Annotated in this window: 17 protein-coding genes; 9 read left to right on the forward strand and 8 right to left on the reverse strand. The window is 62.7% G+C overall.

Going from position 1 to position 19,233, the window contains the following annotated elements; genetic code table 11:
* The first annotated feature begins 135 nt into the window (after nucleotides 1–135).
* Nucleotides 136–1,107: an IS110 family RNA-guided transposase gene (locus HS968_RS25245; protein WP_182368261.1), complete on the forward strand. Its 972-nt coding sequence runs from the start codon at nucleotides 136–138 to the stop codon at nucleotides 1,105–1,107.
* Between the two features lie 46 nt (nucleotides 1,108–1,153).
* On the opposite strand, the gene HS968_RS25250 is transcribed toward HS968_RS25245, so the two are convergent.
* Nucleotides 1,154–1,945, reverse strand: coding sequence for an AraC family transcriptional regulator (locus HS968_RS25250; RefSeq protein WP_182369245.1), 792 nt, complete (start codon nucleotides 1,943–1,945; stop codon nucleotides 1,154–1,156).
* A gap of 82 nt (nucleotides 1,946–2,027) precedes the next feature.
* Between HS968_RS25250 and HS968_RS25255 the strand changes: the two genes are divergently transcribed.
* From HS968_RS25255 to HS968_RS25270, 4 genes are all read left to right on the forward strand, one after another.
* Nucleotides 2,028–3,023: a bile acid:sodium symporter family protein gene (locus HS968_RS25255; protein WP_182369246.1), complete on the forward strand. Its 996-nt coding sequence runs from the start codon at nucleotides 2,028–2,030 to the stop codon at nucleotides 3,021–3,023.
* 55 nt (nucleotides 3,024–3,078) lie between these two features.
* Complete coding sequence (locus tag HS968_RS25260) at nucleotides 3,079–3,585, forward strand: hypothetical protein (protein ID WP_119694887.1); 507 nt, start codon at nucleotides 3,079–3,081, stop codon at nucleotides 3,583–3,585.
* Between the two features lie 72 nt (nucleotides 3,586–3,657).
* Entirely contained in the window at nucleotides 3,658–4,719 is a 1,062-nt protein-coding gene (locus HS968_RS25265) for a PA0069 family radical SAM protein (RefSeq protein ID WP_182369247.1), read from the forward strand.
* A 282-nt stretch (nucleotides 4,720–5,001) separates the two neighbouring features.
* Complete coding sequence (locus HS968_RS25270) at nucleotides 5,002–5,730, forward strand: carbonic anhydrase (protein ID WP_119694889.1); 729 nt, start codon at nucleotides 5,002–5,004, stop codon at nucleotides 5,728–5,730.
* 310 nt (nucleotides 5,731–6,040) lie between these two features.
* On the opposite strand, the gene oadA is transcribed toward HS968_RS25270, so the two are convergent.
* Nucleotides 6,041–7,849: a sodium-extruding oxaloacetate decarboxylase subunit alpha gene (gene oadA, locus HS968_RS25275; protein ID WP_182369248.1), complete on the reverse strand. Its 1,809-nt coding sequence runs from the start codon at nucleotides 7,847–7,849 to the stop codon at nucleotides 6,041–6,043.
* Nucleotides 7,850–7,857: 8 nt separating this feature from the next.
* Nucleotides 7,858–9,273 (reverse strand): acetyl-CoA carboxylase biotin carboxylase subunit, encoded by a 1,416-nt coding sequence (locus HS968_RS25280; protein ID WP_182369249.1) that lies wholly within the window; start codon nucleotides 9,271–9,273, stop codon nucleotides 7,858–7,860.
* A gap of 152 nt (nucleotides 9,274–9,425) precedes the next feature.
* Between HS968_RS25280 and HS968_RS25285 the strand changes: the two genes are divergently transcribed.
* Nucleotides 9,426–10,400 (forward strand): LysR family transcriptional regulator, encoded by a 975-nt coding sequence (locus HS968_RS25285; RefSeq protein WP_182369250.1) that lies wholly within the window; start codon nucleotides 9,426–9,428, stop codon nucleotides 10,398–10,400.
* A gap of 71 nt (nucleotides 10,401–10,471) precedes the next feature.
* Complete coding sequence (locus HS968_RS25290; RefSeq protein ID WP_182369252.1) at nucleotides 10,472–11,689, forward strand: XdhC family protein; 1,218 nt, start codon at nucleotides 10,472–10,474, stop codon at nucleotides 11,687–11,689.
* Nucleotides 11,690–11,996: 307 nt separating this feature from the next.
* On the opposite strand, the gene HS968_RS25295 is transcribed toward HS968_RS25290, so the two are convergent.
* From HS968_RS25295 to hexR, 5 genes are all read right to left on the reverse strand, one after another.
* A complete protein-coding gene (locus HS968_RS25295; RefSeq protein ID WP_182369254.1) occupies nucleotides 11,997–14,240 on the reverse strand; it encodes a xanthine dehydrogenase family protein molybdopterin-binding subunit in 2,244 nt (747 codons plus the stop codon).
* A 229-nt stretch (nucleotides 14,241–14,469) separates the two neighbouring features.
* The gene (locus HS968_RS25300; RefSeq protein ID WP_179623111.1) at nucleotides 14,470–14,928 is read right to left on the reverse strand and encodes a (2Fe-2S)-binding protein; all 459 of its coding nucleotides are present in this window, start codon (nucleotides 14,926–14,928) and stop codon (nucleotides 14,470–14,472) included.
* A 211-nt stretch (nucleotides 14,929–15,139) separates the two neighbouring features.
* A complete protein-coding gene (locus tag HS968_RS25305; RefSeq protein ID WP_182369256.1) occupies nucleotides 15,140–15,352 on the reverse strand; it encodes a PA3496 family putative envelope integrity protein in 213 nt (70 codons plus the stop codon).
* A gap of 70 nt (nucleotides 15,353–15,422) precedes the next feature.
* Nucleotides 15,423–15,740 carry a YceK/YidQ family lipoprotein gene (locus tag HS968_RS25310; RefSeq protein ID WP_182369258.1) on the reverse strand — a complete coding sequence of 106 codons (318 nt, stop codon included), beginning with the start codon at nucleotides 15,738–15,740 and terminating at the stop codon, nucleotides 15,423–15,425.
* A gap of 19 nt (nucleotides 15,741–15,759) precedes the next feature.
* A complete protein-coding gene (hexR, locus tag HS968_RS25315; RefSeq protein ID WP_106738115.1) occupies nucleotides 15,760–16,626 on the reverse strand; it encodes a transcriptional regulator HexR in 867 nt (288 codons plus the stop codon).
* 219 nt (nucleotides 16,627–16,845) lie between these two features.
* Here hexR and zwf point away from each other — a divergent pair, with 219 nt between their 5' ends.
* Both zwf and HS968_RS25325 read left to right on the forward strand, forming a co-directional pair.
* Complete coding sequence (gene zwf / locus HS968_RS25320; RefSeq protein ID WP_182369260.1) at nucleotides 16,846–18,330, forward strand: glucose-6-phosphate dehydrogenase; 1,485 nt, start codon at nucleotides 16,846–16,848, stop codon at nucleotides 18,328–18,330.
* A 283-nt stretch (nucleotides 18,331–18,613) separates the two neighbouring features.
* Nucleotides 18,614–19,132, forward strand: coding sequence for an Hcp family type VI secretion system effector (locus HS968_RS25325; protein ID WP_106738114.1), 519 nt, complete (start codon nucleotides 18,614–18,616; stop codon nucleotides 19,130–19,132).
* Nucleotides 19,133–19,233: the final 101 nt, after the last annotated feature.

Below are 19,233 nucleotides of genomic sequence, written 5' to 3' on the forward strand. Positions count from 1 at the left end.
CTTGCCTCGTAGATTGCGCTGCGCTTCTCCGCACTCATCCGCCAAGTCCGAACGGTATCCAGAGCTTCGAGCTCGCATCAGCAAGGTTGGACAGGATGACGTGATGATCGGTGCAAATCTGTGGAGGAGGACATTATGGCAGCGGTAGTGGGCGTTGATATCGCCAAGCGCACCTTCGATCTGGCGATCTTGCAACCTAACGGCAAGCACCGAACCAAAAGCAAACTGAGCAACGACAAGGCAGGCTTTGCGGTCTTCGCCGACTGGCTGCAGCGACATGCCGAGCCTGGCGCATGGATCGTGATGGAGGCCACGGGCATCTATCACGAGGCGCTTGCTGAGCATTTCCATGAACTGGGTTATCGGATCGCGGTGCTCAACCCGTCGCAGATCGCCCGTTATGCCCAGAGCCAACTGCAACGCAGTAAAACGGACAAACTGGACGCCAAGCTGATCGCCACCTATGGCCAGCTACACGTCGAGCACTTGCGTGGCTGGTACCCGGAGCCGGTGTCCGTGCGTCAGCTGCGTGCCTTGACCCGGCGCCTGGAGGATCTGCAGTCGCTGCGGCAGATGGAGCTCAATCGACTCGACGTCAGCTCGAGCACTGTTCAAAGCTCGATTCAGGCGGTTCTGCAAAGGCTCGATGAACAGATCGCCTGGACGCTAGAACAGATCAAGCGACATATCGACGATGACCCGGATTTGCGTGGTAAACGCGACTTGCTCGTGAGCATCAATGGTATCGCCGAGAAGACCGCGGCTCTGATAATGGCTGAACTCGGTGATATCGAACGCTTTACCGATGCACGTGCCGTCACGGCATTTGCCGGTTTAGATCCACGGTTACAAGAGTCTGGTGTCGCCCGAGGCCATAGCGGCATCTCTCGCACGGGCTCGGCCAGACTACGGACTGCGTTGTACCTGCCTGCCGTGGTGGCGCTCACTTATAACCCAGCGATCAAAGCGCAGGCTGAGCGCCTGAGAGCCAGGGGCAAGAGGGGTAAACAAACCGTCTGCGCAGCGATGCGCAAGCTGCTGTGCATCGCTTATGGCGTACTGAAATCGCGCAAACCTTTCGATCTTGCTTTGGCAATTGCACGGTAAGGCGCAAGACGGTATCTACTGATCCTCCTCCCGCTACCGATCCACATTAATCGCGAAAGAACTCTCCTGGCGTCTCGCCGAACTGCTGACGAAAGGCGGCGATGAAGGCCGAGGTGGAGTCGTAGCCGCAGGTCAGCGCCACGTCGGTGACACGATCACCACGCTGTAGAGGCTCCAACGCCGCCAGCAAGCGCAAGCGCTGGCGCCAGGCGCGGAAGGTCAGGCCGGTATCGCGCAGGAACAGGCGGCTGAGGGTTTTCTCCGAGGCGCCAAGGGCCTGGCTCCACTGCATGAGGCTACGACTGTCGTCCGGTTGCGCCTGTAACGCACGGCACAGGCGCAGCAGCCGCGCATCCTGTGGCAGCGGCAATGAAAGGCCCACCTCCCGCGCTGCACGCAACTGATCCAGCAGCACCTGCGCCAAACGACCATCAGCGCCACCCTCGTCGTATTCCACCGGCAGTTCGCAGAAGCGGCGGATCAGCTCGCGGCTGAGGTTATCGATTTCCAGCACGCGGCAGCGCGGTGGCGCCCAGGCGCTGGTGGCGCAGTCGATATACAGGCTGCGCATCTCGGTACCCGGCGAGCTGACCACCTCGTGCTCCAGATCGGCAGGAATCCAGATCGCCCGCTGCGGCGGAGCGACGAAGCTGCCCGCCGCGCTGTGTACGTGCAGCACCCCTTCCAGCGCATAGGAGAGTTGCACCCAGGGATGGCTATGTCGCGGCGTGCTGACAGCCCGCGCCAGCGACTCGGTGCGTGCATAGAGTGGCCGCGGCAGATGCGGCAAACGCGGCACCGCGCGTTCGGGAAGCAGGTTTTGTCCGTTAGGCGACATTCTCTGGCCTGATGGCGTTAGTCGGTCGATGCGACTCAGGCTAGAGTGGCCGGGCCAGTCTGACAACCACCGGATATCGAACATGGCCCGCTCCCGCCTGCTGCCCGACAACTTCACCCTGACCCTGCTCGCCGTGGTACTCGCCGCCACGCTGTTGCCTGCCAGCGGCCAGATCGCCACGATCTTCGAGTGGATCACCAACCTGGCCATTGCCCTGTTGTTCTTCCTGCACGGTGCCAAGCTGTCGCGCGAGGCGATTCTCGCCGGTGCTGGGCACTGGCGCCTGCACCTGCTGGTGTTCTCCTGCACCTTCATCCTCTTCCCGCTGCTCGGCCTGGCGCTCAGGCCAGCGCTGGAACCACTGCTGGGCAAAGACCTGTACATGGGCATGCTCTATCTCTGTGCGCTGCCGGCCACCGTGCAATCGGCCATCGCCTTCACCTCGCTGGCACGCGGCAACATCCCGGCGGCGATCTGCAGTGCAGCAGCGTCCAGCCTGCTGGGCATCTTCCTCACCCCGTTGCTGGTGGCCTTCCTGATGGGCGTGCACGGCGACAATGGCTCGATCCTCGATGCCATCGGCAAGATCAGCCTGCAATTGCTGCTGCCCTTCATCCTCGGCCAGATCGCCCAGCGCTGGATCGGTGGTTGGGTATCGAAGAACAAGAACTGGCTGAAGTACGTCGACCAGAGTTCGATCCTGCTGGTGGTCTACACCGCCTTCAGCGCCGCGGTGATCGGCGGGCTGTGGCAACAGGTGCCGCTGCTCACCCTGCTGGCGGTAATTCTCGCCTGCTGCGTATTGCTGGCACTGGCGCTGGTGATCACTCATCTGCTCGGCAAGTGGCTGGGCTTCAACTTGGAAGACCGTATCACCATCCTGTTCTGCGGCTCGAAGAAGAGCCTGGCCACCGGCGTGCCCATGGCCCAGGTGCTGTTCGCCGGTAGCAGCATCGGCGTACTGATCCTGCCGCTGATGCTGTTCCACCAGATCCAGCTGATGGTCTGCGCCGTTCTCGCCCAGCGCTATGCGCGCCGTCCGGAATGTGACGTGATCGAGAGCAAGACCGCTTCCTGAGCAGCCCTGTGATGCGCTAGCGTGCAGGGCGTTATCCACGCTCACAAGGATGTTCATGCGCCCTCTCGCACAGCTGATCGGCGCGGCCCTGCTCGGTGCCGCGTCAACCGCCCTGGCCACGGATTTCGGCCAGTCGATCTACGCCGGAATGGACGCCCGCTTCGATATCGCCACGACGCCGCCCTATCAGGATCCTGAACCCGAGCTGCGTATCCTGCTGCAGTCGAAGAAGGCCTACAGCACCCGCAACCACTTCTGCATCGTCGGCTACCGCTGGCCGGATGGTCACTCCTTTGCCTCCGTACACTGGCGCGAAGGCGGACTGATCGTGCGCTGGTACGGCGGCACGAGCTGGGCGGACGATGAGTTCGAGTGGTATTTCAACAAGGCCGTCAACCTGCAGACCGGCGTGATCGATGCCGACGACCCGCAGGGCAGCACCTTCCTCGTCACCCTGCGCCAGGCAAACGGCACGCTGGAAGACTGCCGCCGCTACGGCCGCCAGTACGTGGTCGAGCCCTTTACCCCACCACCGCCGCCACCGGTCGAAGAAGACTACTGAACGACGCGGAGCACTGGCGCGAATCGGACAACCCATATACTGTTCATGCATACAGTATATGGAGCGCTTCACATGTCCCTGAACCTGCCGCCGCGCGGTCGCGGCACCGCCAGCAATCCGCACAACCGCTATGCGCCCACCCGCTCGCAGCAGGAAGATGACGGCTGGTACCAGGACGAGACACCGCACAGCCGCGCCACCGAAGTACGCAAGGAGAAAGCGAAGACGGCGATCACCCGCAACAACTCGCCGGATGTCGGCTTCGATCGTTCAGTGAACCCTTACCGTGGCTGCGAGCATGGCTGCATCTACTGTTTCGCCCGACCCACCCATGCCTATTGGGACATGTCGCCCGGCATCGACTTCGAAACCCGCCTGATCGCCAAGACCAACCTCGCCGAGCGCCTGGAAGAGCAGCTGCAGAAACCCGGCTACGTGCCGCAACCCATCGCCCTGGGCATCAACACCGACGCTTACCAGCCCATCGAACGAGAGCAGCGCCTGACCCGCCAGGCTCTGGAAGTTCTGCTGCGCTACAAGCACCCGCTGCACATCATCACCAAGGGCTCGCTGATCCTGCGCGACCTCGACCTGCTCAGCGAACTGGCCAGCCACAACCTGGTCAGCGTGGCCTTCAGCCTGACCACCCTGGATGACGAGCTCAAACGCATCATGGAACCGCGTACCGCCGCACCTGCGGCGCGCCTGCGCGCCATGCGCACGCTGCACGAGGCTGGCGTGCCAGTCAGCGCCATCTGCGCGCCGATGATTCCCATGATCAACGATATGGAGCTGGAGGCGCTGCTCGAAGCCGCCCGTGATGCCGGCGCCCGCTCGGCCGGTTACGTGCTGCTGCGCCTGCCGCTGGAGATCGCCGGGTTGTTCGAGGAATGGTTGCAGGTGCACTTTCCGGATCGCGCCACCCACGTGATGAGCCTGATTCGCCAGAGCCGCGGCGGCAAGAACTACGACAGCCGCTTCGGCAGCCGTATGCGCGGTGAGGGCCAATTCGCCGATCTGCTGGAACAGCGCTTTCGCCTGGCGCGGCGCAAGCTCGGTCTGGATCGACGCGGCAGCGTGATGCTGGACTGTTCGCAGTTCTGCCCGCCGGGCGCACAGTTGAGCCTGCTCTAAGCGACAGTACGCAAAAGACCTTAGGGTGTCGCGGGGCCACCTTGGCCATGCGCACCGATTCCCAAACATGTTCCGACACCACCAGCGCACCGGGCCAGGCCCAACCTCCGAGACAACACCCTGGCCAACCGACATGAACGGCTAGGCTGCCCCTGCGCCACGAATTGCAAAAACCTGCCAGTTGTCGCGCCGCCTGGCGGAGGCGACACTTGGCGTGTGACTCGCACCCCGCTGCGGCTGTCGTTCTAGCAGCGTATTTTCGATAACAACGAGGTTTAGCGCATGCCTTACAAACACCAGGTCATTCCGCTTCAGACCCACGAGGGCGAGGAAACCGCCGAGCAGGCCCTGCACAACATCGTCGAAGGCTTCAAACGCTTTCGCAACGAGGTGTTCCCGCAACAGGAAGAGCTGTTCAAGAAGCTCGCCACCGCGCAAAACCCGCGCGCCATGTTCATCACCTGCGCCGACTCGCGCGTGGTGCCCGAACTGATCACCCAAAGCTCGCCAGGCGACCTGTTCGTCAACCGCAACGTCGGTAATGTGGTACCTGCTTACGGGCAAATGATGGGCGGCGTTTCCACCGCTATCGAATACGCGGTGATGGCCCTGGGCGTGCAACACATCGTGGTCTGCGGTCACTCCGATTGCGGCGCGATGAAGGCGGTGCTCAATCCGGCATCGCTGGAAACCATGCCCACGGTCAAGGCCTGGCTGCGTCATGCCGAAGTGGCGCGCACCGTGGTAGCGGAGAACTGCAACTGCAGTGACGACAAGGAGGCCCTGGCCATCCTTACCGAAGAGAACGTGGTGGCGCAGCTCAACCACCTCTGCACTCACCCCTCGGTGGCAGCCAAGCTGGCCCGCGGCCAGCTGTTCATCCATGGCTGGGTGTACGACATCGAAACCAGCCAGATCAAGGCGTACGACGCCGAGCTGGGCAGCTTCCTGCCGCTCGATGGTGACCAGGTACCGATGGCCACGCCGCGCGCACGCTTTCCGCAGGCCTGAAACGAAACGGCCAGGACGTAAAACACCTGTCTACGATCTCGCTGGGCTGACGCTCAGCAGATTGTAGGCAGGCGCCAAACGCGCCGACCGCCTGAAAGGAAAGGGCCATGCCCCGCGCCAGCGGTGCTGATCGCCCGCGCTGTGCTCGCGCACCTGGGGCATGGCCAGAGAACCGGGGTAAAAAAAGGAGCCTTGCGGCTCCTGGGTCTCAAACCCTATGGCGCCTCAAGTGAAGCGCCAGTGAATAAAAAAGGAGCCCGGGTTACGCCCCGTCAAATTTGCCCATCCAACAGGCCGGGCTCCATAGAGGTTAACCTTCGATTTCCACCAGTACTTCGCCCGGATTGACGCGGTCGCCCTTGGCCACGTGAACGGCCTTGACCTTGCCGGCAATCGGCGCCTGCACTTCGGTTTCCATCTTCATCGCTTCGGTGATCAGTACCGCCTGACCAGCCTTGACCGTGTCACCTTCCTTGACCAGCACATCGACGATGTTGCCCGGCATGGTGGTGGACACATCGCCCGGCGCGCTGGCCTGCTTGCGTTTGCCACCGGCGCCTGCGACGAAATCGTTGAGCGGCTCGAACACCACTTCTTCCGGCATGCCGTCGATGGACAGGTAGAAGTGACGCTTGCCATCGCCCTTCACGCCGACGCCGGTGATGTCCACGCGGTAGCTCTCGCCATGCACATCGACCACGAACTCGGTCGGTACACCTTCGCCGCCGACCGGCGCAGCGCCCTGGCCATTGGGCATGGGCAGCAGCTCTTCCGGTTTGAGGGTCCCGGCAGCGCGCTCTTCGAGGAACTTGCGGCCGATGTCCGGGAACATGGCGAAGGTCAGCACGTCCTCTTCGGACTTGGCCAGGCTGCCGATCTCTTCACGCAGGCGCGCCAGCTCGGGTTTGAGCAGGTCGGCCGGGCGCACGTCGATCACTTCTTCGCTGCCGATGGCCTGCTTGCGCAGTTGCTCGTCGACCTTGCCCGGCGCCCTGCCGTAACGACCTTGCAGGTACAGCTTCACCTCGTTGGTGATGGTCTTGTAGCGCTCGCCAGCCAGCACGTTGAAGAACGCCTGGGTGCCGACGATCTGCGAAGTCGGAGTCACCAGTGGCGGGAAGCCGAGGTCGGCACGCACGCGTGGAATCTCTTCCAGCACTTCGTTCATGCGGTTCAGCGCACCCTGCTCCTTGAGCTGGTTGGCCAGGTTGGAAATCATCCCGCCCGGTACCTGGTTGACCTGCACGCGGGTATCCACGCCGGTGAACTCGCTCTCAAACTGGTGGTACTTCTTGCGCACGGCGTGGAAGTACATGCCGATTTCCTGAATCAGTTCCAGGTCGAGGCCGGTGTCGTACTGGCTGCCCTTGAGCGCGGCGACCATCGACTCGGTACCCGGATGGCTGGTGCCCCAGGCCAGGCTGGAGATGGCGGTGTCGATATGGTCGGCACCGGCTTCGATGGCCTTGAGCTGACACATCGAGCCCAGACCGGCGGTGTCATGGCTGTGGATGTAGACCGGCAGATCCACTTCGCTCTTCAGTGCCTTGACCAGTTCGAAGGTGGCGTAAGGCGTGAGCAGCCCGGCCATGTCCTTGATGGCGATGGAGTCGATGCCCATCGCCTGCATGGCCTTGGCCTGGGCGACGAAGGCGTCGGTGGTGTGCACCGGGCTGGTGGTGTAGGCGATGGTGCCCTGGGCGTGCTTGCCCGCGGCCTTGACCGCCTCGATGGCCACGCGCAGGTTACGTACGTCGTTCATCGCGTCGAAGATGCGGAACACGTCGATGCCGTTGACCGCCGCCTTGGCCACGAACGCCTTGACCACGTCATCGCTGTAGTGACGGTAACCGAGCAGGTTCTGCCCGCGCAGGAGCATCTGCAGACGGGTGTTGGGCAGCGCAGCCTTGAGCTGGCGCAGGCGCTCCCACGGGTCTTCCTTGAGGAAGCGCACACAGGCGTCGAAAGTGGCGCCACCCCAGACTTCCAGCGACCAGTAACCGACGCGGTCGAGCTTGTCGCAGATCGGCAGCATGTCTTCGGTGCGCATGCGCGTGGCCAGCAACGACTGGTGGGCATCGCGCAGGACGGTATCGGTAACGGTGATCTTCTTGCTCATGATGTCCCCTACAGGCCCGCGTGGGCAGCGATGGCGGTGGCGATGGCGATGGCCAGGTGCGACGGGTTGCGCTTGATCGAGTATTGGGTCAGTTCCGGATGGCTCTCGACGAAGCTGGTGTTGAACTCGGCACTGCGGAATTCGGCGTTACGCAGGATTTCCTGGTAGTACGGCGCAGTGGTCTTCACACCCTGAACGCGCATGTCGTCCAGCGCGCGCAGGCCGCGATCCATCGCCTCTTCCCAGGTCAGCGCCCAGACGATCAGCTTCAGGCACATCGAGTCGTAATACGGCGGAATGGTGTAGCCGGTGTAGATCGCCGTGTCGGTGCGCACACCGGGACCACCAGGCGCGTAGTAGCGGGTGATCTTGCCGAACGAGGGCAGGAAGTTGTTCTTCGGATCCTCGGCGTTGATGCGGAACTGCAGGGCATACCCACGGTGAATGATGTCTTCCTGCTTGACCGACAGCGGCAGGCCGCTGGCGATGCGAATTTGTTCGCGAACGATGTCGATGCCGGTGATTTCCTCGGTGATGGTGTGTTCCACCTGCACCCGGGTGTTCATCTCCATGAAGTACACCTCGCCCTCGGCGAGCAGGAACTCCACGGTGCCAGCGTTCTCGTAGCCCACCGCCTGCGCGGCGCGCACCGCCAGGTCGCCGATATAGGCGCGCTGTTCGGGGGTCAGCTGCGGGCTGGGGGCGATCTCGATCAGCTTCTGGTTGCGGCGCTGGATCGAACAATCGCGCTCATACAGGTGCACGGTATTGCCGTGGCTGTCGGCGAGGATCTGCGCCTCGATGTGCTTGGGATTGACGATGCACTTTTCCAGGAACACTTCGGCGCTGCCGAAGGCCTTGGTCGCCTCGGAAATTACCCGTGGGTAAGCCTGTTCTAGGTCTTCACGGCTGTTGCAGCGGCGGATACCGCGGCCGCCGCCACCGGAAGTGGCCTTGAGCATCACCGGGTAACCGATACGCTCGGCTTCACGCAGGGCTTCGTCCAGGTCGGCGACGTTACCTTCGGTACCTGGGGTAACCGGCACACCGGCCTTGATCATGCTGCGGCGGGCTTCGGTCTTGTCACCCATGCGGCGGATGACTTCGGCCGACGGGCCGATGAACTTGATCCCGCGCTCGGCGCAGATTTCCGCCAGCTCAGCGTTCTCGGAAAGGAAGCCATAACCGGGATGCAACGCGTCGCAGCCGGTTTCCACCGCCAGGTTCACCAGCTTGCGCGGGTTCAGGTAACCGGCCAGCGGATCTTCACCAATGCTGTGCGCTTCGTCTGCACGCTTGACGTGCAGCGCATGGCGGTCGGCCTCGGAGTAGATGGCGACCGAGCGGATGCCCATCTCGGCGCAAGCACGCACGATGCGGACGGCAATCTCACCACGGTTGGCGATCAGGATTTTCTTGATCACGGTTCGAATCCTCAGCGCAAAGCTGTCAGGGGCGGCGGCCAGTACGCCGAACGCCCCGCTAACCTAGCCGGCTAGACGAATTAACTAAAATCAATAATTATTTGATCAGTCATAAGCAATTACTTATAGATTGATCGAAAGGGGACGAAACGGTGCGTAAAACCCTGTTGCGCATGACATTGCGCCAGTTGCAGGTGTTCCGCGCAGTGTGCGAACACGGCTCCTACAGCCGTGCCGCAGACGAGATGGCACTGACCCAACCGGCCGTGAGCCTGCAGATTCGCCAGTTGGAGGAGCTGGTCGGTCAGCCGCTGTTCGAATACGTCGGCAAGAAGCTCTACCTGACCGAAGCGGCCGAGGCTCTACGCCGCGCCAGCAGCGACATCTTCGGTCGGCTGGAGAGCCTGGACATGCAGCTTTCGGACTTGCAGGGGTCATTGCAGGGTCAGCTCAACTTGTGCGTCGAATCCAGCGCCAAGTACTTCATTCCCCACCTGTTCGCCGAATTTCGCCAGCATTACCCGGAGGTCAGCCTGAACCTCACGGTGGTCAATCACAGCCTGGTCGTGCGCCGCCTGACCCTGAGCCGCGACGACCTGATGATCATGAGCCAGGTGCCACAGGACATGGCGCTGGACTTCCTGCCCTTTCTCAACAACCCGATCGTCGCCGTCGCCCCTTCGGATCACCCATTGTGCGCGGAGGAAAGCCTGCAACTGCAGGATCTCACCAGCTACCCGCTGCTGATTCGCGAAACCGGCTCGGGCACACGCCGCGCCTGCGAGGAGTATTGCCACCAGAAGCGCACGCACTTTCCACTGGTACTGGAAATCGGCTCGCTGGAGTCGCAGCGCGAGGCAGTACTGGCCGGGCTCGGCCTGGCCCTGCTGCCGCGCCATGCCGTACGTCTGGAATTGCAGCACGGCCTGCTGCGCGAGCTGCCAGTGGCCGAACTGCCGCTGCAGCGCAGCTGGTGCGTGGTGAACATCCGTGGCCGGCGGCTATCGCCAGTGGCGCAGGCGTTCGTCGATTTCATTCGCAGCGAGCGCGCAGCGATCGCCAAGCTGGAGGAACGCTTCCAGAACAGCGGCACAGGATCGGGCAAGAATCTCGCAGGATCGGCCTAACCCTTCTTAACTGACATGCGGGACATTGCCACCCTGGGATCACTCCAACGAAACCTGCCTGGGAGAAGCCTATGCTGTCGGGAACCAGCGCCCTGCTCAGCGCCGTCACCGCGCTCGAACGCGAGAGCGGCCAGGCCGTGCTCGCCACGGTGGTAAAGGTCGAAGGCTCGGCCTATCGGCGTCCCGGCGCGCGCATGCTGATCCCGCTCTATGGCGGCACGGTGGGTACCATCAGCGGCGGCTGCCTGGAGTCCGAGGTGGCGAAGAAGGCCTGGTGGCTGACCGATGGCGGTGAAGCGGTAATCCGCCGCTACAGCACCGCGACCCAGGACGACGATGACGATCAGGATGCCGCACTGACCTTCGGCCTCGGCTGCAATGGCACCGTGCACGTACTGCTCGAGCGTCACAGCCCCGAGAAACCGCTACCGATACTCGACCTGCTGCGCCAGGTGCGCGAGAGCGGCCAGGCCGGCGCCGTGGCCACGGTGATAGCCAGCTATCGCAATGCCCGCGTACGGGTGGGCGATCGCTTGTCGCTGCACCCGTCGCTGGCCGACAGCAGCCGCCTGATCGACCCCGCACTCGATGCACAGATACGCACCGACCTGGCCGAGACCTTGGCGCAGACCCGCTCCTCGCTACACACCTACCGCGACGAAAGGGGCGAGATAGAAGTGTTCTGCGAATACCTGGCACCGCAGCGGCGCCTGGTGATCTTCGGCGCCGGTCACGACGCCCAGCCGTTGAGTCATATGGCCAAGCTGCTGGACTGGCATGTGACGGTGGTGGACGGTCGCGCTCATTTCGCCCGCGCCGAGCGCTTTCCGGATGCCGACCTGGTGCTGCAGGCCGATGCACGTCCGCCATACGAACTAGGTCATCTCACCGACGGCGCTATGGTGGCGATCATGAGCCATAGCTACAGCCAGGATCGCCACTGGCTGGGCGGCGTGCTGCAGGGCAATCCCGCCTACATCGGCCAGTTGGGGCCACGCGATCGCACCGAACGTCTGCTTGCCGAGATACGCCAGCAGACCACACAACTGCCAGCACTGGAGCGCCTGCACTACCCCATCGGCCTGGATATCGGCGGTGACACGCCGGAAAGCGTGGCCACAGCGATTCTTGCGGAAATGACGGCAGCACTGAATCAACGTAATGGCGGCATGCTCAAGCATCGCCAGGCCGCGATCCATGCGCCGACCCCGTTGGACTGCAGCAATATCGAGCCGGCGACCAGGCTAAGTGCGTCCAGCCCCCCGGACTGCATCGAGGCCACAGGCTAGTAGGGTGGGCTTCAGCCCACCACGGCTGGTCTGGTGGGCTAAAGCCCACCCTACCTGCTGGATTACATCGGGGATACTGCTCGCCACCTTCGTAGGAGCGGCTTCAGCCGCGATCCATCGCCAAAGCTCGCCGCTGAAGCGGCTCCTACATAAGAGCGCCATCTGGAAAACGGCTGATCTACCCCTATGGGAGGGGCTTTAGCAGCGACGCCGTTGCAGCAATCTCGCCGCTAAAGCGCTTCCCACAGCCCCCCACAAACAAAGCGCCCGGGCAGTTGCCCGGGCGCTTTGTTTGCTGCAGCCAGCCTCAGGCCTTGATCTGCGCCGGGAACGGCAGCTTGCGCAGACGCACCCCGGTCGCCGCGAACAGGGCATTGGCCAGAGCCGGAGCCAGCGGCGGCACACCCGGTTCGCCGACGCCGCTCGGGTTCGCGGCAGAAGGCACGATGTGCACTTCGACCTTGGGCATCTCGTTCATCCGCAGCACCTGGAAGTCGTGGAAGTTCGATTGCTCGACACGCCCCTCCTTCAAGGTGATTGCGCTATGCCGCGCCATCGCAAGGGCGAAGCCGATCCCACCTTCCATCTGCGCCTTGATCACGTCCGGGTTGATGGCGATGCCACAATCCACGGCGCACACCACGCGATCCAGGCGATAACTGCCATCGGCCTTCACTGTGACCTCGGCAACCTGCGCCACGAACGAGCCGAACGACTCGTGTACGGCGATACCACGGCCCCGTTTCTCGCCATCCGCACCGGCGGCCAGCGGTTTGTCCCAGCCGGCCTGCTCGGCAGCCAGCTTGAGCGCACCACGGTGGCGCGGATGCTTCTCCAGCAGCGCATCACGGAAGGCATAAGGGTCTTTGCCGGCGGCAACGGCGGCTTCGTCGATCATGGTCTCGGCGACGTAACCGGTATGGGTGTGACCCACCGAACGCCACCACAGCACCGGCACCTTGATATTGGTCGGCGTGCTCAACTCCACCTGCAGGTTGGGCACCGCGTAGGACAGGTTGGAGACACCCTCGACCGAGGTATGGTCGATACCGTCGTGCACCAGCGCGGCCTCCAGCGAAGTGCCGGCGATGATCGACTGGCCGACCAGGCGGTTATGCCAGGCCTGCAGATTGCCCGCCTCGTCCAGCCCGATGCGCACACGGTGCAGATACAACGGTCGATAGGAACCGGCACGGGTATCGTCTTCGCGCGTCCAGACCAGTTTGACCGGCGCATCGACGCCCTTGCCACGCGCGGCCTTGGTGATCGCCACCGCCTCGAGCAGGTAATCCGACACCGAGCTGGCGCGGCGACCGAAGCTGCCGCCGGCGTAGAGCTGATTCAGCGTGATCTTCTCCGGCGGCAGCCCCAGGTATGCACCGATGAGGTTCTGATCCACGGTCTGGAATTGCTCGCCATTCCAGATTTCGCAGCGGTCATCCGATAGTTTCACCAGGCAGTTCATCGGCTCCATCGCCGCATGCGCCAGGTAGGGGAATTCGTAATCGGCCTCGACCACCTTCGCCGCCTTGGCCAACGCGGCTTCGGCGTCACCATTGCGCGTCGCCGGCAAGCCCGGCTTGCCGGCATTCTCGCGGTACTGGGCAAGGATTTCCTCGCTGCCGAGGGTGAATGCCTGGCTTTCGTCCCAGTCGATCACCAGCGCATCACGGCCCTGACGCGCGGCCCAGGTGTTCTTCGCCAGTACGGCAACGCCGGTGCGGCCATGGGGCAGATCACGCAACTCCACCACGTCGACCACATCGCGCACGGCCTTGGCCTTGCTGCTATCGACCGAGCGCGGCACGCCGCCAAAACGTGGTGGATAGGCAACCATCGCCACCAGCATGCCCGGCAGTTTGAAGTCCTGAGTGAAGACGGCACTGCCATCGGTCTTGCCATGGCTGTCCTTACGGCGCAGGTCGAGCTTGCCGATCAGCTTGAAGTCCTGCGGATCCTTCAGCTGCACCTGCTGCGGCACCGGCAATTGTGCAGCCGCCTCCACCAGTTCGCCGAAGCCCGCCTGACGTCCCGAACCGGCATGGCTGACCACACCCTGACTGACGCGGATCTCACTGGCCGGCACGCCCCAGCGCTGCGCCGCAGCAGCGACCAGCATGGCCTTTGCAGTAGCGCCAGCGTTGCGCATCTGCTCCCAGGAGTTGGCCATCGCGGTACTGCCGCCGGTGCCCTGCATCGGGCCGAAGGCCGTGTTGTTGTAAAGCTTGGCGTCGGCTGGCGCACCTTCCACCCGCACCTTGCTCCAATCGGCGTCCAACTCTTCGGCCAGCAGCGTGGCCAGCCCGGTGTAACTGCCCTGGCCCATTTCCAGATGCTTGGCCAACACGGTCACCATGCCGTCGCTATCGATGCGCACGAAGGCGTTGGGGCCGAATGGCTGGCTGGCGGTCGCCGCTAGCGCCTCGCCACCGCGCATCAACGGCGCCAGGAAAAAGCCCAGCGCCAGACCGCCAGCACCCTTGAGCAGGCTGCGCCGGCTGACGTTGAGAATGCCGCGAGCGGCGCTGTCGGGGGTTTCGATCTTGCCCATGATTTAGTTCTCCGAGGAAAACCTGCTCCAAGGTCTCGCGAGCTAGAGGCGTGCAAGGCGAAAATCGGTGAGGAACGGACTGGGCTCGCATTCGAGTTTACGAGCTGTAAATGAGCATTACTCACTTCGTTCGCCCTTCGGATCGCGCTAAAGCGCGTTAGCCGCAAGCGGCTTTCCGAACCGATTTTTAACGCAGCACGACCGACGCGCAGCAGACCTTGGACAGGTTTCAGGCCAGTTGCCCAGCAGCTTCGTGAATGGCGGCACGAATCCGCACATAGGTGGCACAGCGGCAGATGTTGCCGCTCATGGCCGCGTCGATATCGGCATCGGTTGGCGCCTTGTTGCTGCTCAGCAGAGCCGTCGCCGCCATGATCTGACCGGACTGGCAGTAGCCACACTGCACCACGTCGAGCTGGCGCCAGGCCTCCTGCACCACCTTGCCCACGGCGTCGTCGCCAACGGCCTCGATAGTGGTGATGCGCTTGCCTGCCACTGCCGACACCGGCGTCACGCAGGAGCGGGTCGGCTGTCCCTCGACATTGACCGTACAGGCGCCGCACAGCGCCATGCCACAGCCGTACTTGGTACCGGTGAGATTGGCAACGTCGCGCAAAGCCCAGAGCAGCGGCATGTCGCCGGCCACATCCAGCTCATGGTCGGTGCCATTGAGATTCAGGGTAATCATGATCTGCCCACCTTATCTTGATGGTGTCTGATGGTTCCGGCATGGCCTGCCGGCGCTCACGGTCAACCCCGCACTCAGGGGCCAGACACTAACTGTAGTGGGCACGAAAGAGGCTGTCGCGGTGAGCCGGACAGATCAGCAGAAGCGGGCAATAAGTTCGTAGAATCGGGCAAGCGCACCGCCCCGCCAGTCGCGGAGCGGTGCTCGCCAATCAGGCAGCGTTGCGCTGCACTCGGTCGACAGCCTGCATCCGACCGGCAGAAATCAGCTCGGGATAGTCGGCCAGCTCACGCTGCAACTGGCATTGTTCGGCGTAGTCCTCAATGGCCCGTCGGTAGGCCATGCGCCGTTGATCCTGCAGTTTGCGGCGGGTCTTGGCATCAGACTGATCGTGCAATTGCGCGTCATCGAAGATACGAGGCATCTCGGTTCTCCCGGAACGAAAGGCTGGAGTCCCCAGCATCGCTCAGGCAGATGACGCTTTGGCGGCAGCGCTATGAAGCCTCGGTGACACCTGGCACCGCACTGGTTTCAGGCTTTTTCTCCGAGTCGTCGCGATGATTGAGCAGGCGTACCGTATCGACCGGTAGCAGCAGCGTATCCAGTGCCACATCGACGGGTAGGGAAATTATCAGTGCGGGGCACGCCAGGAACATCCAGCACCAGAGATCACCGAAGGCCTCCATCGTGGCATTCGTCGCCGGGTACAGCTCAACTTGCTTGTCCGACCCTACGCGAGAGAAAAAACTGCTGCACCCAGTCACGAGAACGATCCACGCAATCAGCGCGGCCCGTCCGACAAAACGCTTCATCCCTGAAGACTCCTTGTTTTTAATCCTCGCTGTTACGCAGCGACTTCGGCGACAGGCGCAAACTACGCAGGCTGCGCTTGACGCTCTTGAGGTGATTGACCAAGGTCGGACCGCGCGCCATGGCGACTCCCATGGCCAGCACGTCGATCACGACCAGGTGGGCGATACGCGAGGTCAACGGGGTATAGATCTCGGTATCTTCCTGCACGTCGATGGCCAGGTTGACGGTGGCCAGATCGGCCAATGGCGTCTGGCTCGGGCACAGGGTGATCAGGCTGGCGCCGGCCTCACGCACCAAGTTGGCGCTGATCAGCAGATCCTTGGAGCGCCCGGACTGGGAGATGCAGATGGCCACATCCCCCGGCTTCAGGGTCACGGCACTCATCGCCTGCATGTGCGGGTCGGAATACGCCGCCGCATTGAGCAACAGGCGGAAGAACTTGTGCTGAGCATCGGCCGCCACCGCACCGGAGGCGCCAAAACCGTAGAACTCAACGCGCTGCGCCTGCGCACAGGCAGCGATGGCACGTTGCAGTGCTTCGGGGTCAAGCTTCTCGCGCACCTCCATCAGGGTGTGCAGCGTGGTGTCGAAGATCTTCAGGCTGAAGTCGGCGACCGAGTCGTCCTCATGGATGGCGAACTGGCCGAAGCTGGCGCCAGCGGCCAGGCTCTGCGCCAGTTTCAGCTTGAGATCCTGAAAACCGGTGCAGCCGATGGCACGACAGAAGCGCACGATGGTCGGCTCGCTAATACCAACGCTATGCGCCAGCTCAGCCATGGAGCTGTGCATGACCGATGCAGGGTCGAGCAGGACGTGATCGGCCACCTTGAGTTCCGATTTGCGCAGCAGGTGGCGCGACTGGGCGATGTGTTGCAACAGATTCACTTAGATTGGCTCTATGCAGAAAAGGGTCTACCGCGGGCACTCGACTGACCATAGCTCGGTTATGATCAGCAGTCGGCAGTTGTAGTGACCTTGTAGTTATACTACATGGCTTGCATTCACGCACAGCCAACAGGCAGTTTAAAACCGATACGCGGTGGAAAAGACGCCCTGAAGCACCCAGCCAAGCGCAGCAGATGGATACTGCCGGGCCGTTTCCCCATGATTGCAGCCCGCCTGCAAAAACGAGTCGGAGTGTTTCCCTTGAGTATTCCCTGCGACATGCTGGTCTTCGGTGGTACGGGCGACCTGGCCCTGCACAAGCTGCTGCCAGCGCTCTATCACCTGCACCGCGAAGGTCGCTTGCATAGCGATATGCGCATCCTCGCCCTGGCTCGCAGCAGCCACTCTCGCGAGGCCTACCAGGCCCTGGCCGAGCGTCACTGCCGCGCTCAGGTCGCTCGCGCCGATTTCGCCACAGACACCTGGGCCAGCTTCGCCGAGCGCCTCGACTATTTCGCCATGGACGCTGCGCAAAGCGCCGACTTTGGCCGCCTGGCCAAACGTCTGGGGCGCGACGAAGGCAGGGTACGGGTCTACTACCTGGCCACCGCACCAAACCTGTTCGAAGACATCGCTGCCCACCTGGCCAACGCCGGCCTGGCCGGCCCCGAAGCGCGTATCGTGCTGGAAAAACCCATCGGCCATTCGCTGGAATCGGCCCGCGCAATCAACGCCGCCATTGGCGCCGTATTCGATGAGGCACGGGTGTTCCGCATCGACCATTACCTGGGCAAGGAAACCGTGCAGAACCTCATGGCGCTGCGCTTCGCCAATGCCCTGTTCGAACCGGTGTGGCGCGCCGGACACATCGACCATGTGCAGATCAGCGTCTGCGAAACCCTGGGCGTGGAAAACCGCGGCGCTTACTACGACAACGCAGGCGCCATGCGTGACATGATCCAGAACCACCTGCTGCAGCTGCTCTGCCTGGTGGCCATGGAGGCGCCGGTACGCTTCGACGCCGAGGCGGTGCGCAACGAAAAGGTGAAAATCCTCGAAGCGCTGAAACCCATCAACGGCCTCGACGTGCAGGACAAGACCGTGCGCGGCCAGTACACCGCCGGCAAGATCGGCGGCCACGACGTGCCCGCCTACTACTTCGAGAAGAACGTCGACAACGACAGCGACACCGAAACCTTCGTCGCCGTGCAGGTGGAGATCGACAACTGGCGCTGGGCCGGCGTGCCGTTCTACCTGCGCACCGGCAAACGCCTGGCGAAGAAGGCGTCGGAAATCCTCATCCAGTTCAAGCCAGTGCCGCATCGCCTGTTCAATGGTGGCGAAGCCAACCAGCTGCTGATCCGCCTGCAACCGGAAGAACGCATCACCCTGCAATTGATGGCCAAGAACCCTGGCAAGGGCATGCACCTGAAACCGGTGGAACTGGATCTCAACCTGGCCAACGCCTTCAATCAGCAACGCCGCTGGGACGCCTACGAGCGCCTGCTGCTCGACGTGATCGAAGGCGACTCCACCCTGTTCATGCGCCGCGACGAAGTCGAAGCGGCCTGGCAATGGGTCGACCCGATCCTGCAAGGCTGGCACCAGCACTACCAGAGCCCGCGCCCCTACCCGGCCGGCAGCGATGGCCCGGAGCAACTGCAACACCTGCTGGAACGCCACGGTCGACACTGGGCCGAGTGATCGACCTGGCAAATTCTTGCGCAGAGCGCTGTGGATAAAACCGCGCTCAAGCGGGCGCAAGCCAGGAAGTACGCGCCATTCAGCATCCTGCGCAACAACCTGCACAGCACTGCGCAACTTGCTGCACAGTTTTGCGTGACCTAACACTCATCATGACCACCACCAGCCATCAGGTCACATCAACTCTTTGTTTTTATTGATCTTTCAATTTCTGGCATGCCGCTCGCTATAACCCTGGCTCCCGGATCGAACACGATCCATGACCCAGGCAAGGAGAGCACTCATGCCAACACCCGCGTATCTGTCCCTCGAAGGCACCAAGCAAGGTCTGATCACCGCTGGCACCTTCACCGAGGACTCGGTCGGCAACATTTTCCAGGAAGGTCATGAAGACCAGATTCTGGTTCAAGCCTACAACCACCAGGTCATCATCCCGCGTGACCCGCAGTCCGGCCAACCGACCGGCCAGCGCGTACACAAGCCGCTGATGATCACCAAGGTCTTCGACAAGTCCTCGCCGCTGATCTTCAACTCCCTGACCTCCGGTGAGCGTCTGAGCAAGTGCCGCCTGGAGTGGTACCGCACCTCCTCCACCGGTACCCAGGAGCACTACTTCACCATCGAACTGGAAGACGCCGTGATCGTCGACGTGCAGTCGCGCATGCCGAACTGCCAGGATCCGAACATGGCCCACTTCACCCACCTGGAAGACGTCTACTTCACCTACCGCAAGATCGTCTGGACCCACGAAGTCTCCGGTACTTCCGGCTCCGACGACTGGCGTACCCCGATCTCCGCGTAAGCCGGGATCGCGTCCGCGTCACCGCAGCGGCCAGGCATCGTCCTGGCCGCTGCGTTTCGGCAAGCCGCGCATAGAACGCGCCGGCAGATCGCCGAAAACCT

The organism is Pseudomonas berkeleyensis (genome assembly GCF_014109765.1).
GTDB classification, from domain to species: Bacteria; Pseudomonadota; Gammaproteobacteria; order Pseudomonadales; family Pseudomonadaceae; genus Aquipseudomonas; species Aquipseudomonas berkeleyensis.

Excerpts from the sequence above, each read along its gene's own strand:
- HS968_RS25250 (WP_182369245.1), bottom strand. The coding sequence starts at position 1,945 with ATGTCGCCTAACGGACAAAACCTGCTTCCCGAACGCGCGGTGCCGCGT.
- HS968_RS25295 (WP_182369254.1), bottom strand. The coding sequence starts at position 14,240 with ATGGGCAAGATCGAAACCCCCGACAGCGCCGCTCGCGGCATTCTCAAC.
- HS968_RS25305 (WP_182369256.1), bottom strand. The coding sequence starts at position 15,352 with ATGCCTCGTATCTTCGATGACGCGCAATTGCACGATCAGTCTGATGCC.
- HS968_RS25325 (WP_106738114.1), top strand. The coding sequence starts at position 18,614 with ATGCCAACACCCGCGTATCTGTCCCTCGAAGGCACCAAGCAAGGTCTG.
- oadA (WP_182369248.1), bottom strand. The coding sequence starts at position 7,849 with ATGAGCAAGAAGATCACCGTTACCGATACCGTCCTGCGCGATGCCCAC.
- HS968_RS25265 (WP_182369247.1), top strand. The coding sequence starts at position 3,658 with ATGTCCCTGAACCTGCCGCCGCGCGGTCGCGGCACCGCCAGCAATCCG.
- HS968_RS25255 (WP_182369246.1), top strand. The coding sequence starts at position 2,028 with ATGGCCCGCTCCCGCCTGCTGCCCGACAACTTCACCCTGACCCTGCTC.
- HS968_RS25300 (WP_179623111.1), bottom strand. The coding sequence starts at position 14,928 with ATGATTACCCTGAATCTCAATGGCACCGACCATGAGCTGGATGTGGCC.
- HS968_RS25245 (WP_182368261.1), top strand. The coding sequence starts at position 136 with ATGGCAGCGGTAGTGGGCGTTGATATCGCCAAGCGCACCTTCGATCTG.
- HS968_RS25290 (WP_182369252.1), top strand. The coding sequence starts at position 10,472 with ATGCTGTCGGGAACCAGCGCCCTGCTCAGCGCCGTCACCGCGCTCGAA.
- HS968_RS25310 (WP_182369258.1), bottom strand. The coding sequence starts at position 15,740 with ATGAAGCGTTTTGTCGGACGGGCCGCGCTGATTGCGTGGATCGTTCTC.
- HS968_RS25270 (WP_119694889.1), top strand. The coding sequence starts at position 5,002 with ATGCCTTACAAACACCAGGTCATTCCGCTTCAGACCCACGAGGGCGAG.
- HS968_RS25260 (WP_119694887.1), top strand. The coding sequence starts at position 3,079 with ATGCGCCCTCTCGCACAGCTGATCGGCGCGGCCCTGCTCGGTGCCGCG.
- zwf (WP_182369260.1), top strand. The coding sequence starts at position 16,846 with ATGATTGCAGCCCGCCTGCAAAAACGAGTCGGAGTGTTTCCCTTGAGT.